Origin of the sequence: Neobacillus drentensis NBRC 102427, from assembly GCF_001591445.1 — a bacterium.
Taxonomy (GTDB): Bacteria; Bacillota; Bacilli; order Bacillales; family Cytobacillaceae; genus Neobacillus; species Neobacillus drentensis.
The window spans coordinates 41,691-64,614 of record NZ_BCUX01000016.1 but is presented as its reverse complement, the minus strand read 5'-3'; the positions used below and the strand labels follow the sequence as shown (position 1 = coordinate 64,614).

Annotated in this window: 22 protein-coding genes and 1 other annotated feature; of the genes, 21 read left to right on the top strand and 1 reads right to left on the bottom strand. The window is 40.4% G+C overall.

The genetic code is table 11. The annotated features are described in order from the left end of the window. Positions 1 to 53 precede the first annotated feature (53 nt). The 21 genes from BDR01S_RS09505 to pyrE all read left to right on the top strand — a co-directional run bounded on the left by BDR01S_RS09505 (position 54) and on the right by pyrE (position 20,964). Entirely contained in the window at positions 54 to 323 is a 270-nt protein-coding gene (locus BDR01S_RS09505) for a YlmC/YmxH family sporulation protein (protein ID WP_066252610.1), read from the top strand. Positions 324 to 393: 70 nt separating this feature from the next. Further along, the gene (gene pgeF, locus BDR01S_RS09500; protein ID WP_066252612.1) at positions 394 to 1,221 is read left to right on the top strand and encodes a peptidoglycan editing factor PgeF; all 828 of its coding nucleotides are present in this window, start codon (positions 394 to 396) and stop codon (positions 1,219 to 1,221) included. After that, on the top strand, positions 1,218 to 1,895 hold the full coding sequence (locus BDR01S_RS09495) for a YggS family pyridoxal phosphate-dependent enzyme (protein ID WP_066252614.1): 678 nt from the start codon (positions 1,218 to 1,220) through the stop codon (positions 1,893 to 1,895). The genes pgeF and BDR01S_RS09495 overlap by 4 nt, the downstream gene beginning before the upstream one ends. Positions 1,896 to 1,906: 11 nt before the next feature. Next, positions 1,907 to 2,368 (top strand): cell division protein SepF, encoded by a 462-nt coding sequence (locus BDR01S_RS09490; protein WP_066252616.1) that lies wholly within the window; start codon positions 1,907 to 1,909, stop codon positions 2,366 to 2,368. Positions 2,369 to 2,374: 6 nt separating this feature from the next. Beyond that, entirely contained in the window at positions 2,375 to 2,638 is a 264-nt protein-coding gene (locus BDR01S_RS09485) for a YggT family protein (RefSeq protein ID WP_066252618.1), read from the top strand. A 29-nt stretch (positions 2,639 to 2,667) separates the two neighbouring features. Continuing rightward, a complete protein-coding gene (locus BDR01S_RS09480; RefSeq protein ID WP_066252619.1) occupies positions 2,668 to 3,441 on the top strand; it encodes a YlmH family RNA-binding protein in 774 nt (257 codons plus the stop codon). Positions 3,442 to 3,528: 87 nt separating this feature from the next. Beyond that, positions 3,529 to 4,044 carry a DivIVA domain-containing protein gene (locus tag BDR01S_RS09475; protein ID WP_066252622.1) on the top strand — a complete coding sequence of 172 codons (516 nt, stop codon included), beginning with the start codon at positions 3,529 to 3,531 and terminating at the stop codon, positions 4,042 to 4,044. A gap of 49 nt (positions 4,045 to 4,093) precedes the next feature. After that, positions 4,094 to 4,337 (top strand) — a binding site (T-box leader). A 74-nt stretch (positions 4,338 to 4,411) separates the two neighbouring features. After that, positions 4,412 to 7,177: an isoleucine--tRNA ligase gene (ileS, locus tag BDR01S_RS09470; protein ID WP_066252623.1), complete on the top strand. Its 2,766-nt coding sequence runs from the start codon at positions 4,412 to 4,414 to the stop codon at positions 7,175 to 7,177. Between the two features lie 141 nt (positions 7,178 to 7,318). Further along, a complete protein-coding gene (locus BDR01S_RS09465) occupies positions 7,319 to 7,612 on the top strand; it encodes a hypothetical protein (RefSeq protein ID WP_066252625.1) in 294 nt (97 codons plus the stop codon). A 107-nt stretch (positions 7,613 to 7,719) separates the two neighbouring features. Further along, positions 7,720 to 8,211, top strand: coding sequence for a signal peptidase II (gene lspA / locus BDR01S_RS09460; RefSeq protein WP_066252627.1), 492 nt, complete (start codon positions 7,720 to 7,722; stop codon positions 8,209 to 8,211). Further along, entirely contained in the window at positions 8,183 to 9,094 is a 912-nt protein-coding gene (locus BDR01S_RS09455; RefSeq protein ID WP_066252628.1) for an RluA family pseudouridine synthase, read from the top strand. Before lspA ends, BDR01S_RS09455 begins: the two co-directional genes overlap by 29 nt. A gap of 185 nt (positions 9,095 to 9,279) precedes the next feature. Then, on the top strand, positions 9,280 to 9,822 hold the full coding sequence (gene pyrR, locus BDR01S_RS09450; RefSeq protein ID WP_066252629.1) for a bifunctional pyr operon transcriptional regulator/uracil phosphoribosyltransferase PyrR: 543 nt from the start codon (positions 9,280 to 9,282) through the stop codon (positions 9,820 to 9,822). Positions 9,823 to 9,983: 161 nt separating this feature from the next. Then, positions 9,984 to 11,297 carry a solute carrier family 23 protein gene (locus BDR01S_RS09445; RefSeq protein WP_066252631.1) on the top strand — a complete coding sequence of 438 codons (1,314 nt, stop codon included), beginning with the start codon at positions 9,984 to 9,986 and terminating at the stop codon, positions 11,295 to 11,297. Between the two features lie 152 nt (positions 11,298 to 11,449). Then, positions 11,450 to 12,394: an aspartate carbamoyltransferase catalytic subunit gene (locus BDR01S_RS09440; protein ID WP_066252632.1), complete on the top strand. Its 945-nt coding sequence runs from the start codon at positions 11,450 to 11,452 to the stop codon at positions 12,392 to 12,394. Further along, complete coding sequence (gene pyrC / locus BDR01S_RS09435) at positions 12,354 to 13,640, top strand: dihydroorotase (protein ID WP_066252634.1); 1,287 nt, start codon at positions 12,354 to 12,356, stop codon at positions 13,638 to 13,640. The genes BDR01S_RS09440 and pyrC overlap by 41 nt, the downstream gene beginning before the upstream one ends. Continuing rightward, positions 13,637 to 14,728: a carbamoyl phosphate synthase small subunit gene (locus BDR01S_RS09430; protein ID WP_066252636.1), complete on the top strand. Its 1,092-nt coding sequence runs from the start codon at positions 13,637 to 13,639 to the stop codon at positions 14,726 to 14,728. Before pyrC ends, BDR01S_RS09430 begins: the two co-directional genes overlap by 4 nt. Next, a complete protein-coding gene (gene carB, locus BDR01S_RS09425) occupies positions 14,721 to 17,927 on the top strand; it encodes a carbamoyl-phosphate synthase large subunit (RefSeq protein ID WP_066252637.1) in 3,207 nt (1,068 codons plus the stop codon). The genes BDR01S_RS09430 and carB overlap by 8 nt, the downstream gene beginning before the upstream one ends. After that, a complete protein-coding gene (locus BDR01S_RS09420; RefSeq protein WP_066252638.1) occupies positions 17,924 to 18,697 on the top strand; it encodes a dihydroorotate dehydrogenase electron transfer subunit in 774 nt (257 codons plus the stop codon). Before carB ends, BDR01S_RS09420 begins: the two co-directional genes overlap by 4 nt. Further along, the gene (locus tag BDR01S_RS09415) at positions 18,694 to 19,635 is read left to right on the top strand and encodes a dihydroorotate dehydrogenase (RefSeq protein WP_066252639.1); all 942 of its coding nucleotides are present in this window, start codon (positions 18,694 to 18,696) and stop codon (positions 19,633 to 19,635) included. The genes BDR01S_RS09420 and BDR01S_RS09415 overlap by 4 nt, the downstream gene beginning before the upstream one ends. After that, the gene (gene pyrF, locus BDR01S_RS09410) at positions 19,607 to 20,323 is read left to right on the top strand and encodes an orotidine-5'-phosphate decarboxylase (protein WP_066252641.1); all 717 of its coding nucleotides are present in this window, start codon (positions 19,607 to 19,609) and stop codon (positions 20,321 to 20,323) included. Before BDR01S_RS09415 ends, pyrF begins: the two co-directional genes overlap by 29 nt. Continuing rightward, on the top strand, positions 20,320 to 20,964 hold the full coding sequence (gene pyrE / locus BDR01S_RS09405; protein WP_066252643.1) for an orotate phosphoribosyltransferase: 645 nt from the start codon (positions 20,320 to 20,322) through the stop codon (positions 20,962 to 20,964). Before pyrF ends, pyrE begins: the two co-directional genes overlap by 4 nt. A gap of 233 nt (positions 20,965 to 21,197) precedes the next feature. On the opposite strand, the gene BDR01S_RS09400 is transcribed toward pyrE, so the two are convergent. Continuing rightward, the gene (locus BDR01S_RS09400; RefSeq protein ID WP_066252644.1) at positions 21,198 to 22,910 is read right to left on the bottom strand and encodes an Rqc2 family fibronectin-binding protein; all 1,713 of its coding nucleotides are present in this window, start codon (positions 22,908 to 22,910) and stop codon (positions 21,198 to 21,200) included. Positions 22,911 to 22,924: the final 14 nt, after the last annotated feature.

Below are 22,924 nucleotides of genomic sequence, written 5' to 3'. Positions count from 1 at the left end.
TGATAGGTCCAATCATATATTTTCTATAGTAATGAAATTGGGAGTGAGAGATGATGGTGAAAATATCCGAATTCCAAATAAAAGATGTGGTTAATGTAGCAGATGGAAAGAGACTTGGAAACATTGGTGATATTGAGATAAATTTAACGACGGGAAAAATCGATGCGGTTGTGATTAGCGGCAGCGGCAGAGTACTTGGGTTCTTTGGAAAAGATGATGACGTTGTTATTCCTTGGAAAAATATCATTAAAATTGGTCAGGATGTCATTTTGGTTCGATATAGAGGAAGTGATGAGATGTTACCTTCGGAAACTGAAGGTTGATATTAGTTATTAACGGTGACCATTTTTTCTTTTCATGGTAAACTATAGAAAAAACAAAAGAGGTATGGGAATGGAACCCTTTGTTTTAAAGAATCAGTCGTTTTTCACAATAGAAAACTGGATAAAGCAATTTACTGGTTTGTCTGCCGGTATGACCACCAAACATGGAGGGGCGAGCAGAGGGGATTACAAAACCCTAAACCTTGGCTTTCATGTTGGAGATGAATTAAGTGCTGTTTGCACCAACAGAAGTAAAGTTTCTGATCTGGTGGAATTTCCTCTAAACACCTGGGTGGGGGCAGAACAAACACATGGTATTCATCTGAAGAAAATAACCAAAGCAGATCGTGGGAAAGGGTCCCATTCCTATGAAAATTCAATTAAAGACACTGATGGTTTTTATACGAATGAGGAGGGCATTCTGTTATCGCTGTGCTTTGCCGACTGCGTCCCTCTTTTTTTTATTGCACCTGAATCAAGGATGATTGGAATTGCTCATGCTGGCTGGAAAGGGACCGTAGGTCAGATTGCTAAGGAAATGATCATTGCATGGGGACGCGAAGGAATCGATCCTCAACAAATTTTAGTCGCAATTGGTCCATCAATATGTGAAAAATGTTATATTGTTGATAAGCATGTCATAAATATGGTTGAAAATACACTAGAAGATGTCGAAATATTACCCTATAATTTAATTAGTGATGGTCAATATTCTTTAGATTTACGTGACGTAAATCGGCGTATTATTATAAAATCTGGTGTACCAGAATCTAATATCCTGATGACTAGACTTTGTTCTAGTTGTGATGAGGAGTTCTTTTCCCACCGTCGTGATCAAGGTAGGACAGGAAGAATGTTAAGTTTTATTGGTTGGAAGGAGACTACGAAACGTTTATGAGGGTAGCAGTAAATTTTGAACAAATAAAACAACAAATTATTAACGTATGCCTTCGAGCAAAGCGTAACCCTGAAGAAGTAAAAGTAATAGCCGTCACAAAATATGTTAGTACAGAGAGAGCTAGTGAAGCTTTAGATGCAGGTATAATAAACTTAGGTGAAAATCGTGATGAAGGGCTTCTTCAAAAGTGGGAAGTTCTAAAGGACAAGCCTACCTGGCATTATATCGGTTCGCTGCAAACACGTAAAGTAAAAAATATAATTAATAAAGTAGAATATATTCATTCCTTGGACCGGATTTCACTTGCTGAAGAAATTAATAAACGAGCAGAGACAAATGTAAAATGCCTGGTTCAAGTTAACGTATCCGGGGAGGAATCTAAGCACGGCTTAAGTTCTGAGGAAGCGGTAATATTTATTGAATCGCTTCACAAATTTGAGAAGATTCGTGTGGAAGGATTAATGACAATGGCTCCCTTAACGAATGATGAAAAACAAATTCGAGAATGTTTTCGCAAATTAAGAGAACTTCGCGATCAAGTTCAGGCCTTAGATTTGGATTACGCCCCGTGTACAGAGCTCTCAATGGGCATGTCTAATGATTATGTCATTGCAATTGAAGAAGGGGCTACAATGGTAAGAATAGGTACAGCGCTTGTTGGTGAAGATGGTTAGGAGAGAAGATAATGACGATTAAATCAAAATTAAAAACCTTTTTCTTTTTGGATGAGGAATATGATGATAATAATGAAGATTATGAACAAACAGCTGAGCTAGCACCAGTTAAACAAAAGCTGCAGCCAGTGCTAAAAAATCAAAATGTGGTTAGCTTACAAAGTGTCCAAAAAGCGACCAGCTCTTCAAAGTCATCAAAGGTCATATTAGTCGAACCACGAACATATTCTGAGTCCACTGATATTGCTGACCATTTAAAAAATCGCCGTGCAGTTGTAGTGAACCTGCAGCGAATTGATAGTGAACAAGGAAGGCAAATTGTGGACTTTCTAAGTGGTGTTGTCTATGCACTAGGGGGAGACATTCAAAAAATTGGTTTAAGTATATTTTTATGTACACCTGATAATGTTGAGGTATCAGGAAATATATCCGATTTGATTCCTGATTTTGATAATCAAAATACGAGGTGGTAAATCCTAATGGAATTAATTTTTGTGATACTCGGTAAGGTAATTTATTATTATTCGTGGGCTTTAATTATTTATATTTTAATGTCTTGGTTTCCTAATGCCAGGGAGTCAGCGATTGGTCAATTCCTAGCGAAGATTTGTGAACCATATTTAGAGCCATTTAGAAAAATCATCCCTCCCATTGGGATGATGGATATTTCGCCCATTGTAGCATTTCTTGTTTTAAATTTCGCCAGCAGTGGGTTAAACAGTGTATATGGCTGGCTAGCTTAAGAATATTAGTCTAGGTTGTGTAATGAAAAATGAACATATATCAGCACTTTCGTCCGGAAGAACGAGATTATATTGACCAAGTGTTAAATTGGAAGGATTATGTTGAGACAAATTATTCTCCAAAGTTAACAGATTTTCTTGATCCAAGGGAGCAGTATATCCTAAAAATGTTAATTGGTGAACACGGTGATGTAAACTATAAACTTTTTGGCGGTACCCTTGATGTTGAACGAAAAAGAGCCCTAATCTTTCCGGATTATTTACCCGTTACTGAAGAGGAATTTCAAATCAGTCTTTTTGAAATCCAATATCCCGCCAAGTTCGTCACTATTGAACATCGACAGGTCTTGGGCACGCTTATGTCCTTGGGGCTAAAGCGGGGGAAATTTGGTGATATCCTAACAAAAGATGGTAAATGCCAATTTTTCGCTGCGAAAGAAATAAGTGATTATATTAAAAGCAATGTTGAAACAATTGGCAGGGCAGGGGTAAAACTGATTGAAACGGATATAGAGAATGCAATTCCAACCAAAGAATTATTGGTGGAAAGTGATTTAACCGTATCTTCCTTACGACTTGATACGGTTATTTCAGGGATATATCATGTATCACGGCAAAAATCACAGCTTTTTATTCAACAGGGGCTTGTAAAAGTAAATTGGACATTAACCGAAAACCCTTCATTTGAATGTGGAGTCGGTGATATGCTTTCGGTAAGAGGTTATGGAAGAGCAAAAGTTCTCGCCATTGAAGGGAAAACAAAAAAAGAAAAATGGCGAATTAATGTCGGAAAACAAAAATAACTACATAAGTAAAGAAGGAAATTCGAAGAATGCTGTCGAATATTTGCTTATACATATAGAAACAGAGATTTTATGGAGGTGGCATCAATGCCGTTAACACCGTTGGATATTCACAATAAAGAGTTTAATAAGGGTTTTAGAGGATATGATGAAGATGAAGTGAACGAATTTCTTGATCAAGTCATCAAAGATTATGAATTAGTGCTCAGAGAGAAAAAAGAAATGGAAGAGCGCTTGAACGATATGAATGAGCGCCTTTCTCATTTTGTCACAATTGAGGATACTCTGAATAAATCAATTATCATTGCTCAAGAAGCTGGGGAAGATGTAAAACGTAATGCCTCAAAGGAAGCAAAGCTAATCATTAAGGAAGCAGAGAAAAATGCGGACCGAATTGTCAATGAATCCCTCTCAAAGGCAAGGAAAATTGCTCTGGAAATTGAGGATTTAAAAAAACAGTCAAAAGTATTCCGAACCCGTTTTAAAATGTTAATCGAAGCGCAGTTGGATATGTTGAATACGGATGATTGGGATCATTTATTAGAGTATGAGCTAGATGCGACTGAGTTAAAAATTCATCAAGAAGAAGATTCATTAGCTTGACGAAATATGTTTTTTTAGCATATAATTTCTTAACAGTTATAAAGAATGGTCAATGACGATGAAAGGGACAGTACAATTTTCTAAGGCTTTTTAAAGCGAGTCGGGGGTGGTGGAAGCCCGGTAAAGTTGGAAAATTGGAAAATCGCCCTCGAGTTCCGCAGCCGAACCTCCTTTTAAAAGGATAGTAGGCTTAGGCGAGTTATTCACGTTACGAATCTTTAAGAGGATAGGACGATTATTTTGTTCTATTTATCAGGGTGGTACCGCGGGAATAAAACCTTCTCGTCCCTATTTTGGGATGAGAGGGTTTTTTTATTTGTCGATTGGCTATTCTGTTATATGAAGAGGATTACAGGAGGAAGTAGAGATGGAATATAAAAATACGTTGTTAATGCCGAAAACAGAATTTCCAATGCGTGGTAATCTTCCACAAAGAGAACCTGAGATTCAGGCGAAATGGGAAGAGATGAATATTTATCAAAAGGTTCAGGAGCGAACCAAAGGGCGTCCGATGTTTGTTTTGCATGATGGACCTCCGTATGCCAATGGTGATATCCATATGGGGCATGCCCTTAATAAAATCTTAAAGGATATGATTGTCCGTTATAAATCAATGAGCGGTTATCATGCACCATACGTACCAGGCTGGGATACACATGGCCTTCCGATTGAGCAAGCTTTAACTAATAAGGGAGTAAAACGTAAAGAAATGACGGTTGCAGAATTCCGTCAGCTTTGTACAAAATATGCCCTTGAGCAAATTGATAATCAACGTGAACAATTTAAACGTCTTGGTGTCCGTGGTGACTGGGAAAATCCGTATATTACGCTTAAGCCAGCATATGAGGCACAACAAATTAAGGTTTTCGGTGAAATGGCCAAAAAAGGGTATATTTATAAAGGTCTAAAGCCTGTCTATTGGTCACCATCAAGTGAATCAGCACTTGCTGAAGCTGAAATCGAATATCAAGACAAAAAGTCAGCATCTATTTATGTTGGCTTTAAGGTGAAAGATGGAAAAGGTGTTTTAGAAGCGGATACCCAAATTATTATCTGGACAACAACTCCATGGACCATTCCAGCAAACTTAGGTATTTCCGTTCACCCTGATTTAACATATGTTGTGGTTTCTGTGAATGGGAACAAATATCTTGTTGCAGAAGCTCTTCTTGAATCTGTTTCAAAGGAAATTGGCTGGGAAGATGCAACGGTTGTTAATAAATTAAAGGGGAATGAATTAGAGAATATTTTAGCGAGTCATCCTCTATATGGTCGTGATTCATTGGTTATGTTGGGAGAACATGTAACAACTGATGCCGGTACGGGCTGTGTTCATACAGCACCGGGTCACGGGGAAGATGACTTCTATGTTGGTCAAAAATACGGCTTAGACGTATTATGTCCTGTCGATGATAAAGGTGTAATGACAGCTGAAGCACCAGGCTTTGAAGGATTATTTTACGATACTGCGAATAAACCTATTACACAAGCTTTAGAAGATGCAGGTGCATTACTAAAACTTTCGTTTATTACTCACTCTTATCCGCATGACTGGAGAACGAAGAAGCCGGTAATCTACCGTGCTACAGCACAGTGGTTTGCGTCTATTAAGGACTTCCGCAATGAATTACTAGAAGCAGTAAAGGAAACTAAATGGGTACCAGCTTGGGGCGAAACACGGCTATTTAATATGGTTCGTGACCGTGGGGACTGGTGTATTTCACGTCAACGTGTCTGGGGAGTACCTATTCCAGTTTTCTACGCAGAAAATGGGGAAGAAATTATTACTGATGAAACGATCAATCATGTATCTGACTTATTCCGAGAGAATGGTTCGAATATTTGGTTTGAACGTGAGGCAAAAGATATACTTCCGGAGGGCTTTACACATCCAGGAAGTCCAAACGGAACCTTTACAAAGGAAACAGATATCATGGACGTGTGGTTTGATTCAGGTTCCTCCCATCAAGCGGTCTTACTTGAAAGAGATGATTTAGTCCGTCCTGCTGACTTATATCTTGAGGGATCTGACCAGTACCGCGGCTGGTTTAACTCGTCATTATCAACTGCTGTCGCTGTTACAGGTGAAGCACCATATAAAGGAGTATTAAGCCACGGCTTTGCACTTGATGGTGAAGGAAGAAAGATGAGTAAATCAATCGGAAATGTGGTTATTCCGGCAAAGGTTATGAATCAGTTAGGCGCAGATATTTTACGACTATGGGTTGCATCTGTAGATTATCAGGCGGATGTTCGAGTATCCGATGCGATATTAAAACAGGTGGCTGAAGTTTACCGGAAAATCCGTAACACGTTCCGCTTCTTATTGGGGAATTTAGCGGACTTTACTCCTAATGATAAAGTCCCTTATGAAAACCTACGAGAAGTCGATCAGTTTATGCTAGTCAAATTAAACAAGCTGATCAAAAATGTTCGTAATTCTTATGACAACTATGAATTTGCAGGTATTTATCATGCGATTAATAATTTCTGTACCCTTGATTTAAGTTCATTCTATCTAGATTTTGCAAAGGATGTTCTTTATATCGAGTCAACAGATAATCATGAGCGCCGTGCTATTCAGACTGTTTTATATGAATCACTTCTTGCTATAACAAAGTTGGTTTCACCAATTTTATCTCACACAGCTGACGAAGTGTGGAAGTTCATCCCATCCGTTACAGAAGAAAGTGTTCAATTGACTGACCTTCCAGAATACCAGGAATTAAGCAATGCAAAAGCTTTGGAAGAAAAGTGGACTGAATTTATGCATCTGCGTGATGATGTATTAAAAGCACTTGAAGAATCCCGGAATCAAAAGGTGATTGGAAAATCGTTAACAGCAAAAGTAACCCTGTATGTTAATGAAAAATCGAGAGCACTTTTAGATTCGATTGATGAAAATATGAAGCAACTGTTTATCATCTCAGGTTTCGAAGTAGCAGGTACCTATGAGGAAGCACCTGAAAATGCGTTGAAATTAGAAACTGCAGCGATTGTTATTACAAAAGCTGAAGGTGAAACATGTGAGCGTTGCTGGATTGTTACACCAGATGTTGGTCAAGATTCAGAACATCCAACACTTTGCCCACGTTGTGCCGAAGTAGTGAAAGCTAACTACACCCATAATTAAAATCATAAGCCCTGTGCATTTTGCATAGGGCTTTTAATTTTTTCCTTCTCCGTTAATTGTTGTAGTAGTTGTTAAATGTTTTTCCGTGTTAAGTAATCGGTAACGGAAATAATAAGACAAATGATAACGGAGGTAGCAACTATGAATGCCACTCAGGAAAAGCTGTTCTTGGAACTCCGTCAAATGAAAGAAGAAATCGAAGATTCATTAAAAAATAAACAATCCCAAGAATGGTTAACAACCATTTTGGAGGAAGAATTGTCAGATATTATGACCGCCATTCAAAAATTAGAAAATGGAAATTATGGTCTATGTGAAATTTCCGGTGAATTTTTACCCAATGATTTATTAAAGATGATTCCAACATTAAAATCACAAAACGATTCAGAGTATTTGGAGAGCTACTTCAAAAAAACGATTTACCATTCTTTTTAATCAAGTACCATTTTCGTTTAGCGAAAAAGTATGCTAAAATGCTTAAGAAGTATGAAAAGTAAAAGCGCCTGGAATGGTAAATCTAGGTTATGTGGAGGTATTTCTTAGTGTTTTATTACTTAATCGCTCTTTTTGTTATTTTATTAGATCAAATTACGAAATGGTTAATTGTAAGTAACATGTATCTAGGAGAAAGTATTGCCGTCATTGATAACATTTTCTATATTACTTCACACCGAAATCGTGGAGCAGCATGGGGGATTTTGCAAGGTCAAATGTGGCTGTTTTATGTAATTACTGTGATCGTTATCATCGCAATTATGTATTATCTTTATAAAGCAGTAAAAGGTAAATGGATGCTAGGCGTATCGTTAGCTCTGATGCTTGGAGGTGCAGTTGGCAATTTTATTGATCGGGTGATCCGTAAGGAAGTTGTCGACTTCATTCATACGTATGTTTTTGGTTATAATTTCCCTGTCTTCAATATTGCTGATTCAGCCTTAGTGATCGGTGTTATCATGTTAATGATTCAAATGTTACTTGAAGAGAGAGAATCAAAGGAGAAATCATATGGAGAAAATGGAACACACCATTCTTGAGGAGCAAAAAGGAGATCGGATTGATAAGGTGATCTCTACTCTTGACCCCGAATGGTCCAGAACACAAGTACAGCAATGGATAAAAGAAGGTAATATCCTTGTGAATGGACAGCAGATTAAAACCAATTATAAATGTAGTACAAATGATCAAATTGTGATCACCATTCCAGACCCAGAAGAACTAGATGTCTTGCCGGAAGATCTAAATTTACAAATTTATTATGAAGATAAAGATGTCTTGGTTGTAAATAAGCCAAGGGGGATGGTCGTTCATCCTGCTCCCGGGCATATTTCAGGGACATTAGTTAATGGTTTAATGTACCACTGTAAGGATTTATCGGGTATTAATGGTGTATTAAGACCAGGAATTGTTCACCGGATTGATAAGGATACAACTGGACTTTTGATGGTGGCCAAAAATGATATGGCCCACGAAAGCCTTGTCAATCAATTAGTGGCTAAAACGGTCACCCGTAAATATAAAGCGATTGTTCATGGTGTCATTCCACATGACTTTGGTACAGTGGATGCCCCGCTTGGCCGGGATACAAAAGACCGCCAAAGCATGACAGTAGTTGACCATGGAAAGCATGCGGTAACGCATTTTCATGTGATTGAACGGTTTAAAGATTTTACGTTTGTAGAGTGTCAATTGGAAACCGGACGAACGCATCAAATTCGTGTTCATATGAAATATATTGGCTATCCGCTTGCCGGAGATCCAAAATATGGACCGAAAAAAACGCTGGAAATTGAAGGACAAGCATTACACGCAGGAGTGCTTGGCTTTAACCACCCGAGAACAAACGAATATTTAGAATTTGAAGCTCCACTTCCTGAAGATATTGAAATGCTACTTACACAGCTGCGAAATAATCGTTGACACAGTCGGATATTTAAAGTAAGATAATTTTAGCTTAATAAGCCTTTAAAACAGTCCCGTGAGGCTGAGAAGGAAACGGTTAAGATTATGGATTAATTATGTCCATATCTTTAAATTAACTCGTTAACCTCTCGCCAAAATTGGCTGAGAGGTTTTTTATTTTTACAAAAGAAAGAAGGTGTAATATGAACCAAAAAGCTGTTGTCCTAGATGAACAAGCAATCGGTCGAGCGCTGACTAGAATTGCCCACCAGATTATTGAAAAAAACAAAGGGATCGATGACTGCATACTGGTTGGGATTCGAACAAGAGGAATTTATCTTGCCAATCGACTTGCTGCAAAAATTGAAGAGATTGAGGGAAAGGCGATTGCAGTAGGTGAAATTGATATTACCCTTTATCGCGACGATTTAACTAAGAAGACGGAAAATCAAGAGCCCCTTGTTAAAGGCTCAGATATTCCGGTTGGCATAAATAATAAAAAGGTAATACTCGTTGATGATGTTTTATATACGGGCAGAACAGTCAGGGCAGGACTTGATGCTTTAATCGATATAGGACGCCCTGCAGTGATTCAGCTTGCAGTCTTAGTTGATAGGGGACACAGGGAGCTTCCAATCCGGGCAGATTATGTCGGGAAAAATATCCCGACCTCAAGTGACGAAAAAATTGTTGTCGAACTAACCGAAGTCGATAAGGTCGAGCAAGTAAGTATATTTGAAAAATAAATAGCAGACCCTTTTAAATGTAGTCCTGTGAGGCTGACAAAGGGGAGTATGCCGAAATGAATCTTTTTTTAGGCATATCCATACCCTCTTTGTACCTACTCGGGCATAGAGGGTTTTTTTATGAAAAAAATTAGACAGTATTAAAAATGGGGGAAATCATAATGAACAATAAACCTATCCTAGACGTAAAAGAGATTCCTAAACCCTTTCAATGGATTACCTTAAGCTTACAGCACTTATTCGCCATGTTTGGAGCAACCATTCTTGTCCCTTACCTTGTTGGGTTAAGCCCGTCGATTGCCCTTATCTCAAGCGGACTTGGCACATTGGCATTTCTCTTGATAACAAAATTCCAAGTACCAGCCTACTTGGGCTCATCCTTTGCCTTTATCGGCCCGGTTATTGCTGCAAAAGCAGCAGGAGGACCTGGAGGTGCCATGGTAGGTACCTTCCTTGCGGGACTTGTATATGGAATAGTTGCACTTGTAATCAGCAAGGCAGGTCATCGTTGGATCATGAACCTGCTTCCGCCAATTGTGGTAGGACCAGTAATCATTGTTATTGGATTAGCACTATCAGGAACTGCCGTTAATATGGCGATGAATAATCCTGCAACTGGAAAGTATAGCATGCTTCACTTCTCTATCGCTCTTGTCACCTTAATAGCAACAATAATCTTTTCAATCTACGCAAAAAAAATGTTAAGCATGATTCCAATCTTAGCAGGAATTATTGCTGGATATATCTACGCGTTAGCGGTTGGGGTCGTCGATTTTAAACCAGTTTTAGACGCTAAGTGGTTTGAAATGCCTGAATTTATCATTCCTTTTGTAAGCTATAAAGTAAAATTCTCGTGGGACTTGGCCTTGTTAATGATACCAGTGGCAATCGTAACTTTATCAGAACATATCGGACACCAACTGGTGCTTAGTAAAGTAGTTGGCCGTGATTATATTAAAGAACCAGGCTTGCATAGGTCGATACTAGGGGATGGAACAGCAACAATTATTTCCTCGTTACTTGGGGGTCCACCGAAAACGACGTATGGTGAAAACATCGGTGTCCTTGCCATAACTCGGGTATACAGTGTGTATGTCCTTGCCGGTGCAGCGGTCTTCGCGATTATCTTTGGTTTTATTGGGAAAATTACAGCCTTGATCGGGACAATTCCAACCCCAGTTATGGGCGGTGTTTCGATTCTGCTATTCGGAATAATAGCTTCTTCCGGTTTGCGAATGCTGGTTGATAGCAAAATTGATTTTGGAAACAAACGCAACCTTGTCATTTCTTCCGTCATCCTAGTGATTGGAATAGGCGGTGCTGTGATCAAGGTATCGGAATCTTTACAAATTCAAGGTATGGCTTTGGCAGCCATTTGCGGTGTTATCTTAAATATCATCCTTCCTGGCAAAGAACCAATCGATGAAAATATGCTTGAGGAGAATGAAATCTCTGAAAAGCGAAAAACTGCATAATAAAGTTTCAACTCTTTAAATAAATCCTGTGAGGTTTATAAGGGTGTAAGCTTAGCTCCATGATTTTGAGTCATGGGATAAGTTGTGATTTCTTACACTCTGAACCAATGTTCAGAGTGTTTTTTTATAAAAATTGAGAGGCGGGATGATGGATGGTAAATCACTTACTGACCACAAATGAATTGAAGGTGGAAGAGATTTATGAAATCTTAACAGATGCCAAGCGGTTTGCGGGCGGGATGAAATGGAAACCTGAAAGCCAAATGTTTACTGCTAACTTATTCTTCGAACCAAGCACAAGAACAAAAAGCAGCTTTGAAGTGGCGCAAAGAAGATTAGGTTTAGAGGTTATCCCGTTTGAAGTTCTAACATCAAGTGTCCAAAAAGGGGAGACACTTTACGATACAGTGAAAACATTAGAATCGATTGGCGTAAATAGTATCGTCATTCGTCATGAACAGGATCGCTATTTTGACGAAATAGTTGGCAAGGTAAATATTCCAATCATTAATGGCGGGGATGGCTGCGGACATCATCCCACGCAATCACTTCTGGATTTGATGACCATCCAGCAAGAGTATGGCCAATTTTCAGGTTTAAAAATTGCCATTATCGGCGACATTCGACATAGCCGTGTAGCCCGTTCAAATGCTGATGTTCTGACAAGGCTGGGTGCTGAGGTAATTTTTTCTGGCCCAAAAGAATGGTTTGATACTAGAAGTGTAGATATATCCAGGTATAGGCCTATTGATCAGGCAGTACAAGAGAGTGATGTTGTCATGCTGCTCCGCGTTCAACATGAACGGCACCAAACTAAAAGCAGTTTTACAGCAAATGAGTACCATCAACAATTTGGTCTTACATTAGAGAGAGAAAAAATGATGAAGCCAGAAAGCATCATTATGCATCCTGCTCCGGTTAATAGAAATGTAGAAATAGCTGATAGTCTTGTCGAGTGCAAGCGATCAAGAATTTTCAAGCAAATGGAAAACGGTGTATATGTCAGAATGGCAGCCATTAAAAGGTCAATTGAAAGTCTTGAAGGAGGAAAACAATATGAAACTACTTATACAGAACGCATGTTACATAGCATTTAATGGAGAAACGAACGAGGCTGATATTTTAATAGAAAACGGCATGATAACGAAAATCGAATCAAATATAGATGACATCGTTGATCGTAAAGTGGATGCAACTGGGAAGTTAGTTTCACCAGGATTTATTGATTTACATGTTCATCTTCGCGAACCGGGTGGCGAAAAAAAGGAAACCATCGCTACAGGGACACGTGCCGCAGCCAGGGGCGGGTTCACAACGATAGCAGCGATGCCAAATACCAGACCGGTGCCTGACACCAAGGAACAAATGGAATGGCTGCAACGGCGTATTCAAGATACGGCATCTGTTCGTGTATTGCCGTATGCGTCAATCACAACCAGACAGCTGGGGCAGGATTTAACAGACTTTGAGGCACTAAAAGAAGCTGGAGCGTTTGCTTTTACTGATGATGGTGTTGGTGTTCAGTCGGCAGAAAGGATGCTTGCGGCCATGCGTAAGGCTGCAGCTAACCAAATGGCAATCGTTGCTCACTGCGAAGAAAACACCTTAATAAATAAAGGCTGTGTCCATGAAGGATCATTTTCAGAGAAACATGGACTAAATGGAATTCCTTCCACCTGTGAATCAGTCCAAATTGCCAGAGATGTCCTCCTAGCTGAAGCAGCAGGCTGTCATTATCATGTCTGTCATATTAGTACAAAGGAATCGGTCCGGGTGGTAAGGGATGCAAAACGGGCAGGCATTCATGTCACTGCTGAAGTGACACCGCATCATTTATTATTAACTCAAGATGACATCCCAGGGCTTGATACAAATTTCAAGATGAATCCTCCGCTGCGTGGTGAGGATGACAGAACAGCCCTTATCGAAGGACTTCTTGATGGAACGATTGATTTTATTGCAACCGATCATGCCCCGCATACGGCAGAAGAAAAGAGTGAGGGAATGATTCTCGCCCCATTCGGGATTGTAGGACTAGAGACAGCCTTCCCACTGCTTTACACTCATTTTGTATTAAAAAATATCATCTCACTCGAGCAATTAATTGCATTTTTAACAATAAAGCCAGCAGAGGCGTTTGAGCTGGCCCTTGGAAGAATAGAAGTAGGAGCACCGGCAGATTTAGTAATCTTGAACCTTGATGTTGAAAGTGAAATTAAACCGGAAGAGTTCTTATCAAAAGGAACCAATACTCCATTTGGCGGCTGGAAGTGTAAAGGCTGGCCTGAGATGACCATAGCTGGAGGGCAAATAGCTTGGGAAAAAGGATGTGTACTAGCATGAAAAAACAGCTGATCTTAGAAGACGGTACAATTTTTATCGGTAAAGGATTTGGCAGTGATACTGAAACGATTGGTGAAGTCGTATTTAACACAGGTATGACGGGCTATCAAGAAATTCTATCTGATCCATCCTATTGCGGTCAAATTGTCACGCTTACCTATCCGCTAATTGGGAACTACGGGATAAACCGTGACGACTTTGAATCAATCACCCCGGCCGTAAAGGGCTTCGTGGTTAAAGAAGCAGCTGACTTCCCATCGAATTGGAGAAGTGAATATACGTTAGATGAATACTTTGAAATGAAAAAAATCCCGGGAATTGCCGGGATAGACACGCGGAAATTGACAAGAATCATCCGTCAATATGGAACCTTAAAAGGCGCCATTTGCAGTATCGAAAAAAATCCGACTGAAGTTTTAAATAAATTACGAAAATCGTCGCTCCCAGTCAATCAAGTAAAACAAGTATCAACCAAAAATGCTTATCCAAGTCCGGGGCGCGGGAAAAGAGTTGTCCTTGTTGATTTCGGGATGAAGCACGGTATCTTACGCGAACTAAACCGACGCGATTGTGATGTCATCGTGGTCCCATATCATACAACGGCTGATGAAATTCTTCAATTAAGTCCGGACGGGATTATGCTTTCCAACGGGCCAGGAGATCCAAAGGATGTTCCTGAAGCAATTGATATGTTAAAAGGGGTTTTAGGTCGTGTTCCATTGTTTGGCATTTGTTTAGGTCATCAATTATTTGCGCTTGCATGCGGGGCTAATACAGAGAAAATGAAGTTTGGCCATCGCGGTTCGAATCACCCTGTCAAAGACCTTTCAACAGGGAAAATTGCGATTACCTCACAAAATCATGGCTACACAGTGGAAGCAAATTCTATTAAAGATACAAGATTATCAATTACTCACATTGCTATAAACGATGATACAGTCGAGGGACTAAGTCATTTAGATTATCCGGCTTTTACCGTTCAATACCATCCAGAGGCCTCTCCGGGCCCAGAAGACGCGAACGGTTTATTTGATCAGTTTCTTGCAATGATGGAAGAGAACAAACAGGAGGTTACAGCAAATGCCTAAACGTACAGATATCAACTCCATATTAGTAATTGGTTCAGGACCAATCGTCATTGGGCAGGCAGCAGAATTCGATTATGCCGGAACTCAAGCTTGTATTGCCCTAAAAGAAGAAGGCTATCGGGTCATTCTAGTAAACTCTAATCCCGCAACAATCATGACAGATACAGAAATTGCTGATGCCGTATATATCGAACCATTAACCGTTGAGTTTGTTAGTAGAATTATTCGTAAAGAGCGTCCGGATGCCCTTGTAGCTACTCTTGGCGGGCAAACAGGTCTAAATCTTGCTGTTGACTTGTCTGAATCAGGCGTTTTGGCTGAGTGCGAGGTTGAAATTCTTGGTACGAAACTTTCAGCAATTAAACAAGCAGAGGACCGCGATTTATTCCGCAGCTTAATGAAGGAATTAAATGAACCGGTCCCTGATAGTGAAATTATCCATGAAATAGCTGAAGCGAAAGCTTTTGTAGAAAAGATCGGCTTCCCGGTAATTGTCCGTCCTGCATATACACTTGGTGGAACGGGCGGAGGTATCTGTCATAACCATGCGGAACTTGAGGAAATCGTCACAAGTGGACTAAAGCACAGTCCTGTGAAGCAATGCTTGCTTGAAAAAAGTATCGCCGGGTTCAAAGAGATTGAATATGAAGTGATGCGTGATGGAAACGACAATGCCATCGTTGTTTGTAATATGGAAAATATTGATCCGGTGGGGGTACATACAGGGGACTCCATCGTTGTCGCACCTAGTCAGACTTTAAGTGACCGAGAATATCAACTGCTCCGGAATGTATCACTTAAAATCATACGTGCCTTGGGAATTGAAGGAGGCTGTAACGTTCAGCTGGCTTTAGATCCATATAGCTACAATTACTATATTATCGAAGTAAATCCCCGTGTCAGCCGTTCATCGGCATTAGCCTCTAAAGCAACGGGCTATCCGATTGCAAAGCTTGCAGCAAAAATTGCCGTTGGCTTAACACTGGATGAAATGCTGAATCCTGTTACCGGGAAAACGTACGCAAGCTTTGAACCGGCTCTCGATTATATCGTAACAAAGATCCCGAGATGGCCGTTTGATAAATTTGAATCGGGAAATCGTTCATTAGGAACACAAATGAAAGCAACAGGAGAAATCATGGCAATTGGCCGTACGTTTGAAGAATCTCTCCTGAAAGCCATTCGTTCCCTTGAGGCGGGTGTCTTCCATTTTGAATTAAACGGTGCAGAGGACATCGATAATGAATTGCTTGAAAAGCGGATTCGAAAAGCTGGCGATGAGCGACTCTTCTACATCGCAGAAGCGTTAAAACGTGGATTTACCATTGAAACCTTGCATCACTGGAGTAAAATAGATTTATTTTTCCTGAAGAAAATGGAAGGAATCATCGAGCTGGAAGCTAAGATTGCTGCCAATCCTTTTGAAAAAGAAATCTTAATCGAAGCAAAGCAAAAAGGATTTACCGATAAAAAAATAGCTGAACTTTGGAAGGCTGCAGAAAAAGAGATTGTGAACCTGCGTAAGAGCCACGGCATTATCCCAGTATATAAAATGGTTGATACCTGTGCAGCAGAATTTGAATCAGAAACACCTTATTACTATGGCACGTATGAAGAGGAAAACGAGTCAGTGGTAACGGACAGAAAAAGTGTCATTGTCCTTGGATCGGGACCAATTCGGATTGGTCAAGGAATTGAGTTTGACTATGCAACAGTTCATTCTGTTAAAGCCATAAAGGAAGCAGGCTATGAAGCGATCATTATTAATAATAATCCTGAAACGGTATCCACCGATTTCAGTATTTCCGATAAACTCTACTTCGAACCGCTGACAATTGAGGATGTCATGAGTATCGTTGAGTTAGAAAATCCAATTGGAGTAGTGGTCCAATTTGGCGGGCAGACAGCGATTAACTTAGCCGCAGAGCTTGCTGAAAATGGGGTTAAAATCCTTGGAACAAGCCTTGAGGATTTAGATCGCGCCGAAAATCGAGATAAGTTTGAACATGCGCTTCAACAATTAAATATTCCACAACCGTTAGGGAAAACAGCTTTATCAGTTCAAGAAGCAGCCGTAATTGCCAATGATATCGGATATCCCGTCCTTGTCCGCCCATCTTATGTTCTTGGGGGAAGAGCCATGGAAATTGTCTACCATGAAGAGGAACTGCTGCATTACATGAAAAATGCTGTGAAAATTAATCCGGATCATCCCGTGCTGATTGACCGTTATTTAACAGGTAAAGAAATCGAAGTAGATGCCATCTGTGACGGGAAAAATGTATTAATCCCAGGAATCATGGAACATATCGAGCGTGCGGGGGTCCATTCTGGTGATTCCATCGCTGTCTATCCGCCGCAAACTCTTTCCGAGACCGTAAAACAAACACTAGTAGACTATACAGAGAAATTAGCCAAAGGCTTAAACATTATCGGATTACTAAATATCCAGTATGTTCTGGCAGGCAGCCAAATATATGTTTTAGAAGTCAATCCACGTTCAAGCCGTACCGTACCGTTTTTAAGTAAAATAACAAATATTCCGATGGCGAAAATAGCGACGAAGGCCATTTTAGGAGTATCAATTGTTGATCAGGGATACATTCCAGGTCTAGTCACGGAAAAAGAAGGGGTTTTCGTAAAGGTTCCCGTCTTCTCCTTTGCTAAGCTCAAAAGTGTCGATATAACACTCGGACCAGAAATGAAGTCGACTGGCGAGGTAATGGGTAAGGATGTTACGCTTGAAAAAGCTCTATATAAAGGATTAGTTGCCTCTGGAATGACCATCCAAAAGTTTGGCACAGTCTTGTTTACTGTCGCGGATAAAGATAAGCAGGAAGCCTTAAAACTGGCAAAGCGCTTTTCCGCTAACGGTTATCGTTTAATGGCAACAAGTGGTACAGCGGCAGTCTTAGAAGCAGCTGGACTCAGAGTCAAGGTGGTTGGGAAAATTGGTTCGGAAGGAAAGACACTTCTTGACGTCATTCATCATGGAGAGGCGCAATTCATTATCAATACACTGACCAAAGGGAAACAGCCAGAACGTGATGGCTTTAGAATTCGTCGAGAAGCCGTGGAAAATGGTGTTCCTTGTTTAACCTCATTAGATACAGCAGATGCTATTCTAAAAGTCATAGAATCGATGAACTTCTCGGCCGAAGCGATGGCATCAGTGAAAAAGGAGGCTGTTTTTGCTTGATTAGAAAAGAGTTATGCAAAATTATCAGCCAACAGGAAATAGCGGCAGATATATATGAGCTTACTGTACAAGGAGAATTAGTCGATCAAATTAGTGCTCCGGGTCAATTTGTGCATATACGAGTCTCAAATGGGTGGGATCCGCTTTTAAGAAGGCCCATTAGTATATCTTCCTTCGATAAAAAACAATTGAGCATGACAATGATTTATCGGAAGGAAGGTAAAGGGACATCTATACTTGCAGAATCAGGTCCAGGGGAGCTAATTGACATCCTTGGGCCGCTGGGAAATGGATTTCCTGTCAATGAGGTCAGCTCTGGTGAGACAGCCTTGCTAGTAGGCGGTGGAATCGGTGTTCCTCCCTTGTATGAACTTTCTAATCAATTAGTTGCTAAAGGTGTAAAGGTTATCCATGTCCTCGGCTTTCAAACGGAAGCGGCAGTTTTTTACGAAAAGGAATTTTTAAATAATGGTGAAACCTATGTTACTACTGTAGACGGTTCTTACGCGAGACAAGGGTTTGTCACGGATGTTATGAAAGATTTACAGTTTGATTGTATCTATACATGCGGACCAACCCCTATGTTAAAGGCAATTGAACAAAGCTATTCCAATAAAAAAGTATTCTTATCATTGGAAGAAAGAATGGGCTGCGGAATTGGTGCTTGCTTTGCTTGTGTTTGTAAAAGTGCAGATGATCCTACTGGGGTTTCCTATAAAAAAGTATGCAGTGATGGACCTGTTTTTCGTGCCGGGGAGGTACTAATATGAGCCGATTGAACATTGAATTACCAGGTTTAACACTAAGAAATCCAATTATGCCTGCCTCAGGATGTTTTGGGTTTGGACGGGAGTACAGCAAATTTTATGATTTGAGTGTTCTTGGCGCGATCATGATTAAAGCAACAACCTTAGAACCTAGGTTCGGAAACCCAACACCGCGGGTGGCAGAAACAACAGCAGGAATGCTAAACGCGATTGGATTGCAGAATCCGGGCCTTGAAAAAGTACTAGGTGAGGAGCTGCCCTGGCTTTCACAGTACGATGTCCCGATTATTGCCAATGTGGCTGGGTCTCTCGAAGAAGATTATGTGGAGGTAGCTCGCCGAATTTCCAAAGCTCCAAATGTGCATGCGTTGGAATTGAATATCTCTTGTCCCAATGTAAAAACAGGCGGGATTGCATTTGGTACGATACCAGAAGTAGCGAAGCAATTAACGCGGAAGGTTAAGGAAGTTTCCGAAGTGCCAGTGTACGTGAAGCTGTCACCCAATGTGACAAATATAGTGGAAATGGCGAAAGCGGTGGAAGCCGGAGGTGCGGATGGTCTGACGATGATTAATACACTTGTTGGAATGCGGCTTGATTTAAAAACGGGTAATCCGATTTTAGCCAATCGAACAGGTGGTTTGTCGGGTCCGGCCATTAAGCCTGTTGCAATAAGAATGATTTATGAAGTCAGTCAAGCGGTATCCATTCCGATTATTGGCATGGGTGGAATTGAGTCGGCAGCAGATGTGATTGAGTATTTCTATGCAGGCGCAAGTGCGGTAGCGGTTGGAACTGCGAATTTTGTGGACCCATTCGTTTGCCCGACAATCATTAAGGAACTGCCTGATTTACTAGAAAAATTAGGGTTCGAACACATCAATGAATGTACAGGAAGGAGCTGGAAGAAAGATGGACAACTCGCTTATCATCGCGCTTGACTTTGCCAATGGCAGCGAAGTGAATCGTTTTTTGCAGCCTTTTGCAGGAAAAGAGCTTTTTGTAAAGGTTGGGATGGAGTTATTTTATCAGGAAGGTCCTTCAATCATTCATCAAATAAAAGAAAAAGGTCATCATATTTTTCTAGATTTAAAGCTTCATGATATTCCAAATACGGTGAAAAGTGCGATGAAGGGACTTGCCCGGTTGGAATGCGATCTAGTGAACGTTCATGCTGCTGGGGGAAAAGAGATGATGGCTGCCGCGCTTGAAGGGCTGGAAGCGGGAACCTCATCTGGACGGAAGCGGCCGGCATGTATTGCCGTAACACAGTTGACAAGCACATCGGAAGAGCAAATGAAGAAAGAACAGCTCATTCCTGTTTCATTGGAAGAATCCGTTATGAATTATGCATTGCTTACAAAAGAAGCAGGCCTGGATGGAGTTGTATGTTCGGCTTGGGAAGCTGCTTTTATTAAGGAGAAAGCTGGGCAAGCATTTTTAACGGTGTGCCCAGGAATTCGCATGGAGTCTGATCAGGTTGGGGATCAAAAGCGAGTTGCTACACCGGAATTCGCGAGAAATTCAGGAGTAAGCTCGATTGTGGTCGGGCGTTCAATTACAAGGTCAGTAGACCCGGTAAAAAGCTATGAAAAATGGATGGATGCGTGGAAGGGGATACGACGATGAGACACGGAATTGCTGAAAGATTATTAGATATTAATGCGGTTGCTTTAAAGCCGCAGGAACCATTTACTTGGACATCAGGACTTCGGTCACCAATCTATTGTGATAATCGTCTAACGCTCTCATACCCTGCAGTTAGAAGAGAGATTGCAGCTGGATTGCAAAAACTTATTCAAGAGAATTTCTCAGATGCAGAAGTTATTGCTGGTACGGCGACAGCGGGAATCCCTCACGCAGCATGGGTGAGTGAACTAATGGGTTTACCAATGTGCTATGTTCGTTCCAAAGCAAAAGGACATGGCAAGGGAAATCAGATTGAAGGCAAGGTTGAATCGGGCCAAAAAGTGGTCGTTGTGGAAGATCTAATATCAACAGGCAGCAGTGTGATAACAGCTGTTCAGGCATTAAGGGAAGCAGGTTGTGAAGTACTTGGAGTTGTGTCAATTTTTACATATGGGCTTGAAAAGGGTAAGGAAGCATTCGAACAAGCTGAAATTAAGAGTCTATCACTGACAAACTTTCCTGCATTAGTTAGGGTAGCGATTGAAAAAGGCTATATAACGGAAAAGGATCAAGAGAGTTTGCTAGCCTGGTGTCAGGCACCAGCTGAATGGAGTAAGCAATTTGATGAGGTTTCACTTTAATTTAAAAAACAGTAGATCCATCAATTTAACGATTCGCCAATAGATAGGTACAATCCGCCAATAGACTGGTGGAATTCGCCAATAGATAGGTAAAATTCGCCAATAGAATGATGAAATCCGCCAATAGAACTATAAAAATAGTCAATAGACAGGTAAGTTTCACTAATTGTCGCGTGATTGGACTAGCAAAATACAGAAAGAGGATGTCCTAAAGCTTAGGGCATCCTCTTTTCTTAATTTTTCTTCAATTTAAGCACCAATTCATCATCCGGTGTGACATAAACGGTCTGTTGATTATCATAAATCACAAAACCTGGCTTAGCACCGCTTGGTTTTTTTACAAACCGGACCTTAGTGAAATCAACAGGAACTGAGCTTGAATTCCTCGCCTTACTATAATAAGAAGCCAAAACAGCAGCTTCACGAATCGTTTCTTCAGATGGTTCTTTGCTGCGAATCACCACGTGAGAGCCGGGAATATCCTTCGTATGCAACCAAATCTCATCCCTTGCGGCCAGCTTATTGGTTAAATAGTCATTTTGTTTATTATTTTTCCCGACGATGATATCTGTCCCATCACTAGATAGAAAGTGATCTAAAACTGGCTTAGCATTCTGGGGCTTTTTTAATTTCTTTTTCTGACGTTCACGGATATAACCGCCCTCAACTAGTTCTTCACGAATTTCTTGAATATCCTTTGGAGAAGCAGCTTGTACCTGCTGTAGTAAATTATCAAAATAAGCTACTTCAACTTGTGCTATTTCAATTTGCTCAACGACAATTTCAACAGAATTTTTTGCCTTTTGGTATTTAGAAAAATACTTTTGGGCATTTTCAGATGGAGTTTTTCTGGGATCGAGCGGAATTAATAGAGTGCCACCGGATTCATCATAATAATCGAGAACTTCAATCTCACGCATCCCTTTTTTAGCAGCATATAAATTGGCAGTTAACAACTCGCCGAAGCGTTGATATTGATCGGCACGCTCTGCTTCTTTTAGAGTAGCATTGAGCTTATCAATTTTCTTTTCATTCTTTTCAATTTCATTATGAATAAACCGTTCGATATCATTCCCCTGTTGTTTTACCCGGTCTCTTTCCGCTTTGCCAAAATAAAAACGGTCAAGCATTTCACTTAGCGAGGGATAGGTTTTTATTTCTCCTTTTAAATGTTCAAGTGGAAATAAGTAAAAAGCATCCTTACCGCCTGCTGAGACAATCGAAGGAGTAATATCACCCGACTCCACCTTTTTCACCATGCTAAGAAATGTTTCCGGAACAGTCGACCGATTTGCAAGGCCGCTTTGGTGGATCACTTCCTTAGCAAAAAGGGGTGAGACACCAGCGAATTGCTCAACTAATTGGCGGTCAAGTTTTCCTGCATTAAAATCGACTTTTCTTAATACATCCGTATCCGTAGCAGTAAACGGATTTTGCTTATGTTGTTCAGGTGGGGAAATATAAGGTTGACCAGGCAAAATGGCTCGATGACTGTTGACCGCAAAGGAGACATGTTTGATGCTGTCAAGAATGACATTTCGAGTTTTATCGACCAGAACAATATTGCTATGCCTGCCCATAATTTCAATAATTAATTTTTTATAGCTGATATCGCCAATCTCATTTCTGCCCTTAATTTCTAGGACAATCATCCGGTCTGTTTCTACCTGATATAAATCCTCTAAAATATATCCCTCAATATGTTTTCTAAGTAGCATACAAAACATTGGTGCTTCACTTGGATTATCATAGGCTTCATTGGAGAATTGGACACGTGCGTAGCTTGGGTGAGCTGATAAAAGCAGCTTTTGATTCACTCCATTCGCACGAATGGTGAGAATCACTTCATTTTTATAGGGTTGATGAACTTTATTGATACGCCCGCCCTTTAAGGAACGAACAAGTTCATCGACCATTGCTTTTGTAAATAAACCATCAAATGACATGGAAAACATCCTTT

What these genes read in the sequence shown, in the direction of transcription:
- BDR01S_RS09505 (WP_066252610.1), top strand. Translation starts at nt 54, where the DNA reads ATGGTGAAAATATCCGAATTCCAAATAAAAGATGTGGTTAATGTAGCA.
- pgeF (WP_066252612.1), top strand. Translation starts at nt 394, where the DNA reads ATGGAACCCTTTGTTTTAAAGAATCAGTCGTTTTTCACAATAGAAAAC.
- BDR01S_RS09495 (WP_066252614.1), top strand. Translation starts at nt 1,218, where the DNA reads ATGAGGGTAGCAGTAAATTTTGAACAAATAAAACAACAAATTATTAAC.
- BDR01S_RS09490 (WP_066252616.1), top strand. Translation starts at nt 1,907, where the DNA reads ATGACGATTAAATCAAAATTAAAAACCTTTTTCTTTTTGGATGAGGAA.
- BDR01S_RS09485 (WP_066252618.1), top strand. Translation starts at nt 2,375, where the DNA reads ATGGAATTAATTTTTGTGATACTCGGTAAGGTAATTTATTATTATTCG.
- BDR01S_RS09480 (WP_066252619.1), top strand. Translation starts at nt 2,668, where the DNA reads ATGAACATATATCAGCACTTTCGTCCGGAAGAACGAGATTATATTGAC.
- BDR01S_RS09475 (WP_066252622.1), top strand. Translation starts at nt 3,529, where the DNA reads ATGCCGTTAACACCGTTGGATATTCACAATAAAGAGTTTAATAAGGGT.
- ileS (WP_066252623.1), top strand. Translation starts at nt 4,412, where the DNA reads ATGGAATATAAAAATACGTTGTTAATGCCGAAAACAGAATTTCCAATG.
- BDR01S_RS09465 (WP_066252625.1), top strand. Translation starts at nt 7,319, where the DNA reads ATGAATGCCACTCAGGAAAAGCTGTTCTTGGAACTCCGTCAAATGAAA.
- BDR01S_RS09455 (WP_066252628.1), top strand. Translation starts at nt 8,183, where the DNA reads ATGGAGAAAATGGAACACACCATTCTTGAGGAGCAAAAAGGAGATCGG.
- pyrR (WP_066252629.1), top strand. Translation starts at nt 9,280, where the DNA reads ATGAACCAAAAAGCTGTTGTCCTAGATGAACAAGCAATCGGTCGAGCG.
- BDR01S_RS09445 (WP_066252631.1), top strand. Translation starts at nt 9,984, where the DNA reads ATGAACAATAAACCTATCCTAGACGTAAAAGAGATTCCTAAACCCTTT.
- BDR01S_RS09440 (WP_066252632.1), top strand. Translation starts at nt 11,450, where the DNA reads ATGGTAAATCACTTACTGACCACAAATGAATTGAAGGTGGAAGAGATT.
- pyrC (WP_066252634.1), top strand. Translation starts at nt 12,354, where the DNA reads ATGAAACTACTTATACAGAACGCATGTTACATAGCATTTAATGGAGAA.
- BDR01S_RS09430 (WP_066252636.1), top strand. Translation starts at nt 13,637, where the DNA reads ATGAAAAAACAGCTGATCTTAGAAGACGGTACAATTTTTATCGGTAAA.
- carB (WP_066252637.1), top strand. Translation starts at nt 14,721, where the DNA reads ATGCCTAAACGTACAGATATCAACTCCATATTAGTAATTGGTTCAGGA.
- BDR01S_RS09415 (WP_066252639.1), top strand. Translation starts at nt 18,694, where the DNA reads ATGAGCCGATTGAACATTGAATTACCAGGTTTAACACTAAGAAATCCA.
- pyrF (WP_066252641.1), top strand. Translation starts at nt 19,607, where the DNA reads ATGGACAACTCGCTTATCATCGCGCTTGACTTTGCCAATGGCAGCGAA.
- pyrE (WP_066252643.1), top strand. Translation starts at nt 20,320, where the DNA reads ATGAGACACGGAATTGCTGAAAGATTATTAGATATTAATGCGGTTGCT.
- BDR01S_RS09400 (WP_066252644.1), bottom strand. Translation starts at nt 22,910, where the DNA reads ATGTCATTTGATGGTTTATTTACAAAAGCAATGGTCGATGAACTTGTT.